Origin of the sequence: Neobacillus muris (assembly GCF_943193175.1) — a bacterium.
GTDB classification, from domain to species: Bacteria; Bacillota; Bacilli; order Bacillales; family Cytobacillaceae; genus Neobacillus; species Neobacillus muris.
Genome location: NZ_CALPDF010000048.1, coordinates 24607 through 33842 on the forward strand (window position 1 = coordinate 24607; position 9236 = coordinate 33842).

A 9236-nucleotide genomic window follows, 5' to 3' on the forward strand; every position below is an offset into this window, starting at 1 on the left:
TCCACGCCGAAAAGAAATGGGGCCAGTCCCCCTGCACATTTACGCATTACTTTACCGGGGGACTGGCCCCCATCGCATTAACGCTTTGCTTTACCGGGGGACTGGCCCCTTCTCGCCTCTTCTTCTTTCACATTAAATTTACATTTTTTCTATATGGTTTTTACATGTGGGTTTTATAATTAGGGTAGAAATAATCATTGTTAAGGGAGATGCTGTGATGAGAGAGTTCATGGTGCGTTTGATTATTTTGATTCCTCTTTGTCTTCTTTTGAGCCCCTGATTTTCTTTGAGAATTCGTTTTTATTGGTTTGCCTTAAGAAATTTTTCCCATACCTTGCCATCCAATATATATCCCCCGATTTTAAGCGAAAGAACAGCTATATAGGTAGGGTTCACTCACTGAAAGAATATAAAGAAGTAATGAGGAGCCTATCGAGTTCCTCGTTTTAGTCAAATTTATTAAGAAATATTATTCAATTTTTTGAATATATATATAGAACTACGTTGATTGCCAGAAAGGAGAATTGTCCATGGATAGATGTATTTCCTGCGGAGAAGAATTATCCATCATGGAGAGAAATAGAAGTGAATGCTGGGCTTGCCGGGACATAACAACGGAGGCTTATTCTGAGGAAGACGACTAGCGGAGCAAGCTTTTCACACAGGAGTACAACTTCTAAACCCCATTTCTCCGGGAAGTCCCCGCGATTTTAGCAGCACGCCTCTGTACCTTCGATCGTAACCAGTTTCATTTCCAAATGCAAAAATAAAGGCGCCATCGAAACGGTGCCTTTATTTTTGTACCTGTTTATTTTTCAAGACCCACCTGCATATCGGAAACTTTTGGTTTCATAACAAGACTGATGGCAACGAATCCGACTAATGAAAGGATGATGGGCATTACCACTGTGTGAAATCCAAAAGCATTTGGGTAAAACCGGTCAAACAGAATGTAAGACCCCATTCCGATGATCATGGAGGCAATCGCTCCATACTTATTGCCCTTGCCCCAATACAAGCCCATGATTACCGGCCAGATGAATACCGATTCCAGTCCGCCGAACGAGAATAAATTAAGCCAGACGATTAAATCGGGCGGGCTCCACGCAAAAAGAATGACAATGATGCCGATTATAGCCGTGACACTAAAACTAACCTTCTTGATATGGCCATCATTGGCTTTTGGCTTAATGTAATTTAGGTACACGTCTTTGACTAAAGCGGAGCTGACTAAAATCAACAGGGCATTGACAGTCGACATGATTGCTGCCATTGGCGCTGCCAGCACGATCCCCGCCAAAAATGGCGGCAATACCTTCATTGATAGCAATGGCATCACCGTATCCCCAATCTTTATTCCTGGGAGGACAGGCCGGGCGAATACGCCAATAAGATGCATGCCAAGCATGATAAACCCAACTACGATGGTTCCAATCACGATAGCACTGTGCATCGCCTTGGAATTTTTATAGGACATTGCCCGTACGGCGATTTGCGGCAAACCCACGACGCCAATTCCGACTAAAATCCAATAGGATGACACATAGGATGGTGTAAGGCTTCCATCCGCGCCAAACGGACTGATTAAATTAGGGTTTTCGGCTGCTAAATCGGAAATAATGTTTGAAACGCCCCCGCCGGCTTTAATCGTGGCAATTAACAGGATTAAGGTACCCAGGAACATCACCACACCTTGGACGGTATCGGTCAAAGCCACGGCCCGGAACCCGCCGACAATGACAAAAACAAGGACAGAGAATGCAAAAATAAATAAGGCCGTCGAATAGGACAATCCGGTCAGAGATTCAACTAGACGGGCACCGCCAATCCATTGCGCAATCATCGATGAAAATAGAAAAAGAATAATGCTGGCTGCCGAAAGCAAAACGACCGTTTTACTTTGATACCGTTCCTTGAGGAAATCAATCAAGGTGACCGCCTTATATTGCCGCGAGACAATAGCAAACTTTTTGCCAAGCACCATTAAGGTAAAATAACCAGTTGCCAGCTGGGTCATGGACAACAGCACCCATCCAAGCCCCCTCGTATAAGCGACTCCTGGCCCGCCAATAAAGCTTGAGGCACTTCCATACGTGGCCACCATCGTCATGGCCAGTAAAAAGCCGCCCATCGAACGTTCCCCCAAGAAATACCCTTCCAGAAAGGAATTGGATTTTAATACTAATTTATTGGACCAAAAACCAATCGCAAAAATAATAAACAAAAAGATAAGTAACGGTGTAATAACCCCCCAGTTCACAGTTTTTCCTCCTCTTCTATTTCAAAAGGAACATCCTTGAAGAAAAACTTAACCGTCAGGCTCACCAGAACAATCATTAAAAGAGTGCCGACGATGCAGCTGTAAAAAAACCATGCAGGTAATCCCCATATGTACTGATAGTCTTCCACTTTTGCTGAACCAAGCCCATAGCTGAACCCGTACCACCAAATAAAATTTATGATAACAAGAATGACTCCGATCAGGGCTTCTCTATGGGCAATCTTAAAACGCTTGTCCAAAGGCGCTTCCGTCTTTTTCACCATAATCCTCCTCAATAGCTGATATGTTATTTTTCACTAACCATGAACATTTTACCAAACATATCGTGCAAAAAAAGAAAAATGCACAAAAAACCTAATGTGCCAAAGCTCATTAGGTGAAGATGTATGGGGATTTTTAAGAAGATGGGCTGTCAGGATGGGACTCTTTTCATTTTGCATTCATACATCTGCCTATCAGCGGCGATCAGCAGATCCTGAATGTTGGATGCGTCCCTGGGATATACCGCCATTCCGATCGAAACGGATATATCCATCCCCAGTTCAGTGGATAATTGTTGTAACCCGGCCGCAATCCGTTCTGACATCGCTCTTGTTTTTTGCATATTAGCATGCGGACAAACAATCAAAAATTCGTCGCCGCCCCATCTGGCAGCAATATCACGTTTGCCAATGCTCGATGCCAGAATGAGAGACACGTTTTGGAGGACGAGATCCCCTGTCTCGTGCCCATATTGATCATTAATTTGTTTAAAATTATTGCAGTCCAACACTGAGATGGTTAATGTATCAATCTTTTTATCCATTTTTGTTATCAGTTTTGGGGTAACCTTTGTCATATACCGGCGATTATAAAGCCCCGTCAAAGCGTCTTTTTCCGAAAGGAATTTGGCAGCATCATATTGTTTTCCCAGCCACCAAAAAAGGGGCGAAAATAAAGGAATAAACAATAGATCCCATTTGATTTGATTATGTACAAACATAAACTCATAGGAAGCTTCCAAATCCGCTAAAAAGTAAAAAGAATGCCAGCCTATAACGATGGTAACATAAATGATGACAATACTAATTCTCCCCGAATATTTCATATGGGACTCCTGATTATTTTCTTTTTTAACATAATTTTATACTAAACAGGGAAGTTTTGTAACTCTTTTGCCAGAATCGATGTGAACATTTTACTAACGCTGCATGACGGCAAAATGGTGGAGTAGATCAATGTTTTGTCGTCTTGATGGGGTCATGGCGACATAAACAGTGAAGAAGTTCAGGGTTTTGTCTTCATAAAGAGGATATGTCCACAAAACGGTGGAGAGAATCAAGTCTAAAACTCTCTTCCTAGGATAATCCTGTGCAAATTGGGTAAAATTAGAGAAGTATGTCTAACTTCTGAATAAGGAGGAGTGCCAATGGAAGAGTCTTTAAAAATCGGCGAACCTGCACCTGATTTTTCATTGCCGGCAACAACAAAGGACCCGCTTGCCCTGTCTGATTATAAAGGCAAAAAGAATATGGTCATTGCCTTTTATGGAATGGACTTTACACCAGGCTGAATTAAGGAAATCGCCTCTTGGAAAGAGGACTATAAACGATTTGAGCAGCTAGATGCCGAAGTGCTGGGCATAAGTGTCGATCATATCCATTCACACCGTGTTTTTGCTGCCAGCATGGGGACACTCCCATACCCATTAGTTTCGGATTGGCATAAACAAACCGTCAAGGATTATAAAGTGTTTAATGAAAAAAGCGAGGTAGCCATCCGTTCCGTCTTTGTCGTCGACAAAACCGGAACCATCCGCTATACGAATACTTCCTTTAAAGCAGACAAGAAAGAGGATTATGAGGCTGTTTTTGCCGAACTGGAGAAGTTATCACAATAAAAGCAAAAGGAGCACGATTCAATGGAATCGTGCTCTCCTCATGTCGTTATTCATGTAAATAAGCCCAAGCATATTGCGCATAAAGTTCCGCTCCGATTACAAGCGCGTCCTCATCAATATTAAATTTCCCATGATGGTGGGCCCACTGGGTATCTTTTTCCGGATTGCCGCTGCCAACAAGTGCAAAGCTGCCAGGAACCACTTCCATATAGTCACTGAAATCCTCTCCGCCCATTGTCGGCTTTTCATTGAAAACGGCGTCTGCGCCAAATGCCTCCGTGATAACCCTTTGGGCCAATTTGGCACTGGATTCATCATTAATAACGGCCTGCGTTCCGCGGGTATATTCCACCTTCGCTGTGGCGCCATAAACTGCGGCGACCTGTTCGGCATAGTGCTGAAGCTGGGCTTCTATGTGATCCCTCACCTTAGGGTCAAAGCAGCGAACCGTTCCCTCGATCACCGCATTCTCCGCAATCACATTGAAGCGGGTGCCGACCACCATTTTTCCAATCGTCAGAACGGCTGGCTGCTGGGCATCAATCGTTCTGGAAACAACGGTTTGCACATTCATGACGAACGAGGAAGCCACGATGGCGGCATCAATACAAGCATGCGGCAGGGCGCCATGGCCGCCTTTCCCTTTGAATGTTACTTTAAATAAATCAGCGGAAGCGAAAGAAGGCCCCGGTGTACAAGATACTTTACCAGTTGGCATTTGCGACCAAATATGCATGCCGAAGACGTTATCTACACCCTCGACTGCCCCCTGCTTAACAAAGGCTTTGGCGCCTTCTGCCACCTCCTCAGCCGGCTGGAATAATAACCGGACATTTCCCGGCAAATCGGCTTTATGTTCATGTAACACTTTAGCCGCAATCAGCAGCATCGCAGTATGGGAGTCATGGCCGCACGCATGCATTTTCCCATCAAACTTCGAAGCATAGGGCAATTCCTTATTCAGCTCTTCTACCGAAAGGGCATCCATGTCTCCTCTTAGCGCCACTGTTTTTCCAGGCTTGCCGCCTTCAATTTCGGCAATGACACCCGTTGGCTCCGCCCGGCGGTAAGAGATTCCTAATTGATCCAAATACTCACAAACAAAATTTGTCGTATTGAATTCTTCCCAGGATAGTTCCGGCTCACTATGCAGCTTCCTGCGGATTGCTGTTAGCTCCTCACTGTAGCTTTGAATGGCTGCTTTAATTCTTTCATTCATCATTTTACTCGGCCTCCGTTAATTTCTTGGCTGTTTCATATAGAATTTCCACGGCATTTGCTATATGAAGCGAGTCTGACCATTCTTCCGGGCAATGGCTGAGCCCATCTTTACTAGGAATAAACAGCATGCCTACTTCCGTCACATCAGATAAAACCATGGCGTCGTGGCCAGCCCCGCTGTTCATGGAGCAATATGGGATGTTCCTGGCACTGCTGGTTTGTTTTAAAATTGAAACAATTTCTGGATTCATTGCTTTCGGCTGCATATATAATTGCTGGACAGCTGTTATTTGAATTCCGTTTTTACGATAGGAATCGATTAATTCGTTCAACTTGCCAATCACATTTTGGATATGTTCTTCTTTACCAGATCGGATATCGACAGTGAAGACGGTTTTCTTCGGAATCACATTGGCACCGTTCGGGAATACATGTAACTTCCCAGTCGTTATGACAGTACCCTCTCCTTCCTCAATGGCAAGTGCAGGGAATTGGGCAATCATTTGTGCCGCCGCCACCAACGCATCCGCACGGCGGTCCATTGGTGTGGTTCCAGCATGTCCGGCCTGTCCTTCCACAGTAATTTCAAATTGCGTCAGACCGACAATCGTTTCCACGACACCGATGGGAATGTTCTTGCCTTCTAAAATAGGTCCCTGCTCAATATGCAATTCCAGAAAGGCTTTCATGGTCTTGGAGTCCCGCTTTTTAGGGAGCGATGGGTCCAGTCCAATGCTGGCCATCGCTTCCACTGTAGAAATGCCGTCATGATCCTTTAAATTTTTAAACTCTTCCTCGCCAAGCAGTCCCGTCATGCCTCGTGACCCCATTAATCCGCCGCCAAATCTCGCCCCTTCTTCCTCAATAAGGGCAATCACTTCCAGCGGGTATTTGGGCTTGAGTTGGTTTTGGGCAAAAAGCGCCGCGACTTCCAACCCAGCGACGACTCCTGCTGGGCCATCATAGGAGCCTCCATTCGGGACGGAGTCAAAATGAGAGCCAATTAAAACGCTCGGCGCATCCTTTAGCGTTCCTTCCAATTTTCCGAAAATATTGCCTAAGCCGTCTTCCCGGACCTGCAATCCATATTCCTTCATTTTTCCTTTAATATATTCTCGAGCCTGCTTGTCTTCCTGGCTGTAGGTAAGCCGGGTTGTCCCTTTCCCAGGCGTTGCAGTAAATTGACTTAATGTATCAATATGTCCTTCAATTCGGGTTTGAAGGTCTTCCATTTCAATCCCCTCCGTTTATTACAAAAATTTCACGAAAATGCCTGCTAAAACAACCGAAACAATCGTAACGGTGATAAACCCGCCAACCAGCATTGGAGGCAGCATGTAGCTCGTCAGCACTTCTTTTTCCTTTTCATCATGGGTCAAGGATTTAATAACTTCGTTCGTAATAATGAAGTCAGCTGGAAAACCATATAGAGCCGTTAAGGAAACAGCAAATGCCATTTCTTTGCTGACCTTCAGGATTTTGCCGGCAATAAAGGAGAAAATGTACATCCCAATGACCCCGATCACAATCGTGCCGATCAGCGGCCAGATGATTTCCAGCATCATGCTTGGTGTTGCTTGCTTTAATCCGTCAAAAATAAATAACATCAGACCCATAATCGCAAAGCCAAAGCCATTTGCTTTTTGTAAAGACTGCTTTTCCAAAAATCCGATACTTTTGCCGACGATCCCAAACAATAAGCAAAGGACGAATGGGCTGATCGAGACAACCGGTGCTAATAGGGTTGAAACTAAGTAGGCTAGAAATGCAGCAACAGCGAGTCTAAAAAACTTAAAAAATTCGGTGTTATATTTTTCAGGAAGGTTTTTAAATAGTTTAAGCTCTGTTTCTGCAGCAGTTGCTACTTCGGCAGATGCTTGTACCTGGTCTGCAGATACTAATTCTCCCCTGCGGTATTTTTCAAGCAGGCGTTTTCCCTCTTTTTTCAACATGATCGAGGTAAGCGGGTATCCGGCGAACCCCTGCATGACATAGATGACAATCGCAAATACGGATAAGGAGGCAAGTCCGGCAGCCTTTGCACCCTCTGACATAATTAGGGCAGAAACCACACCGCCCACTAAAGGCGGAACTGCGACAACCATTGTTTTAAATCCATAAATGAAAGTACCGATTCCTAATAAAAATACAATGATTCCTAAAATTCCTGAGATAGCTATGAGAATGGTCTTCCACTGGGCTTTCAATTCCTTCAAGGACAATAAAGTTCCCATATTGGTAATAAGCAGGTACATCAATAGTGTAGCAACTACTGATGGGATCCCGGCAATGGAGACAATTTCTTTTGGGAAGAATGTCCAATATCCAATGAGAAACAGGACAGCACTGATAAACATTGACGGCACCCAGGCCTTGGTTCTAATCGCGACCCAATCCCCAACTAATAAGATAAAAATAACGATCACTAAGGCAAGCATTTGTGACATAAGTGCACCTTCTTTTCTTGTTTTTAGAATAATTTTATAATAAAGAAAATATTATGTTATTAAAATAATAATATAATTATATTTTTCAGTCAATTTAAACTATTAAAATTTTTAAAGTAATCGTTTTCATTTCATTAATATATATATAGCAGTTTCATTTCTTCAAAATTATGGCAATAAAATAAACAACTTATTGCTAAATGAACTATAGTCCTGCTTTTTTTTACCCACATCAAAAAAGGCCGCCTTTATAGCAGCCTTAGTTGCTCCGTACATGATCTTTTAAAGGCAAATCCAATTCTCCGATTCCCTCTATCACTAATTTGGCGATCGCCCGCGCTCCATTTTTCTGAAAATGGGTTCCATCTTTGACTCCATCTGGATAGTTGGGCGAGTCTCCAGGGTTGAGCCATAAGAATATATCCTTCGTTTTCCTAGGTCCCAGCTCCTGAAATAATTTTTTGCTTATGGCTGTCAAATCTATGACAGGAACATTCTCCTGTTTTGCCAGCTCCATCATCGCTGCAGGATAGGCACCATGGGACGCTGCTGCTTTTCCACCGGATGAAAACCGCCTTCTTTCTACAGGGGTAATGAGAACAGGGACAGCTCCTTTCTGTCTCGCTCCGTCGATATATTGCTTTAGATAGCTTTTATAGGTGGTGGAAGGCTTTGTGTAAAGAGTAGGATTGTTGATTTTTTCATCATTATGGCCAAATTGGATAAACAAGTAGTCACCCTCTTTGATTTGTCCTAAAATTGTATTCAATCTTCCTTCGTCTATGAAGCTTTTGGAACTTCTACCCGGTTTTGCCTGGTTGCTCACCACGACTTCCTTGTCAAACATCTCAGGCAATACCTGTCCCCATCCTGTTCTTGGCGCTAACTTGCTCGAGTAATTGGATACAGTGGAGTCGCCAGCAAGATAGACGGTAATAGAGCCTTTTTTTTGCTGTCCATATGCTTTTTGGGGAGGGACTTTTGATGTATACACCCCGGCAGCCAAGACTATGCATGCAGTGAATGCAGCTAGAACCGTCAACGTCAGTTTGCCGCTCCATCTCTTTTTCACTTTGGTTCCCTCCTCACTTGTTCGCTCCAGTAAACCTATTATTTGTTTAATCTTAAAGCATAAACACCATTTGAAAAAGTACTTCTTACAATTTTTTTCGCATTAATAGAGTAACCGTTCCAATTGAAAAGATCCCAAATAGAATTTTAACCATTTCACTAGAAGAGACCTTTTTCTTCCCTTTATTATGTATTCCTCGTTAAATTCTCCAGATTTACCGCACAGATAGAATAACAAAAAAGCATCGGATGTACCGGTGCTCAGGCTGTCGAAAAACCTTCGACAGCTTTTATTTTATCTTTATTCTTTATTAATTCACCGCGTTAATATGATATA

General features: G+C 43.4%; 8 protein-coding genes. 1 reads left to right on the plus strand and 7 read right to left on the minus strand.

The window, feature by feature from the left end; translation table 11 throughout:
- Positions 1 to 808: 808 nt before the first annotated feature.
- The 3 genes from panF to NFS43_RS21165 form a co-directional block, all read right to left on the minus strand.
- Positions 809 to 2260: a sodium/pantothenate symporter gene (gene panF, locus NFS43_RS21155; protein WP_251554814.1), complete on the minus strand. Its 1452-nt coding sequence runs from the start codon at positions 2258 to 2260 to the stop codon at positions 809 to 811.
- Positions 2257 to 2544, minus strand: a complete 288-nt coding sequence (locus NFS43_RS21160; RefSeq protein WP_251554815.1) for a YhdT family protein — start codon at positions 2542 to 2544, stop codon at positions 2257 to 2259. Before NFS43_RS21160 ends, panF begins: the two co-directional genes overlap by 4 nt.
- Positions 2545 to 2693: 149 nt before the next feature.
- Positions 2694 to 3368 (minus strand): GGDEF domain-containing protein, encoded by a 675-nt coding sequence (locus NFS43_RS21165; protein ID WP_251554816.1) that lies wholly within the window; start codon positions 3366 to 3368, stop codon positions 2694 to 2696.
- Between the two features lie 321 nt (positions 3369 to 3689).
- Between NFS43_RS21165 and NFS43_RS21170 the strand changes: the two genes are divergently transcribed.
- Positions 3690 to 4160: a redoxin domain-containing protein gene (locus NFS43_RS21170; protein ID WP_251554817.1), complete on the plus strand. Its 471-nt coding sequence runs from the start codon at positions 3690 to 3692 to the stop codon at positions 4158 to 4160.
- 46 nt (positions 4161 to 4206) lie between these two features.
- Here the strand turns inward: NFS43_RS21170 and NFS43_RS21175 are convergent, their stop codons facing one another.
- The 4 genes from NFS43_RS21175 to NFS43_RS21190 form a co-directional block, all read right to left on the minus strand.
- Complete coding sequence (locus tag NFS43_RS21175; protein WP_251554818.1) at positions 4207 to 5382, minus strand: amidohydrolase; 1176 nt, start codon at positions 5380 to 5382, stop codon at positions 4207 to 4209.
- 1 nt (position 5383) lies between these two features.
- On the minus strand, positions 5384 to 6613 hold the full coding sequence (locus NFS43_RS21180) for a Zn-dependent hydrolase (RefSeq protein WP_251554819.1): 1230 nt from the start codon (positions 6611 to 6613) through the stop codon (positions 5384 to 5386).
- 18 nt (positions 6614 to 6631) lie between these two features.
- Complete coding sequence (locus tag NFS43_RS21185) at positions 6632 to 7828, minus strand: hypothetical protein (RefSeq protein ID WP_251554820.1); 1197 nt, start codon at positions 7826 to 7828, stop codon at positions 6632 to 6634.
- 259 nt (positions 7829 to 8087) lie between these two features.
- Complete coding sequence (locus tag NFS43_RS21190; RefSeq protein WP_420910349.1) at positions 8088 to 8900, minus strand: rhamnogalacturonan acetylesterase; 813 nt, start codon at positions 8898 to 8900, stop codon at positions 8088 to 8090.
- Positions 8901 to 9236: the final 336 nt, after the last annotated feature.

Bases quoted from the DNA above. Each gene is read 5' to 3' on its own strand.
- NFS43_RS21160 (WP_251554815.1), bottom strand. From the start codon at position 2,544: ATGGTGAAAAAGACGGAAGCGCCTTTGGACAAGCGTTTTAAGATTGCC.
- NFS43_RS21165 (WP_251554816.1), bottom strand. From the start codon at position 3,368: ATGAAATATTCGGGGAGAATTAGTATTGTCATCATTTATGTTACCATC.
- NFS43_RS21175 (WP_251554818.1), bottom strand. From the start codon at position 5,382: ATGATGAATGAAAGAATTAAAGCAGCCATTCAAAGCTACAGTGAGGAG.
- NFS43_RS21180 (WP_251554819.1), bottom strand. From the start codon at position 6,613: ATGGAAGACCTTCAAACCCGAATTGAAGGACATATTGATACATTAAGT.
- NFS43_RS21185 (WP_251554820.1), bottom strand. From the start codon at position 7,828: ATGTCACAAATGCTTGCCTTAGTGATCGTTATTTTTATCTTATTAGTT.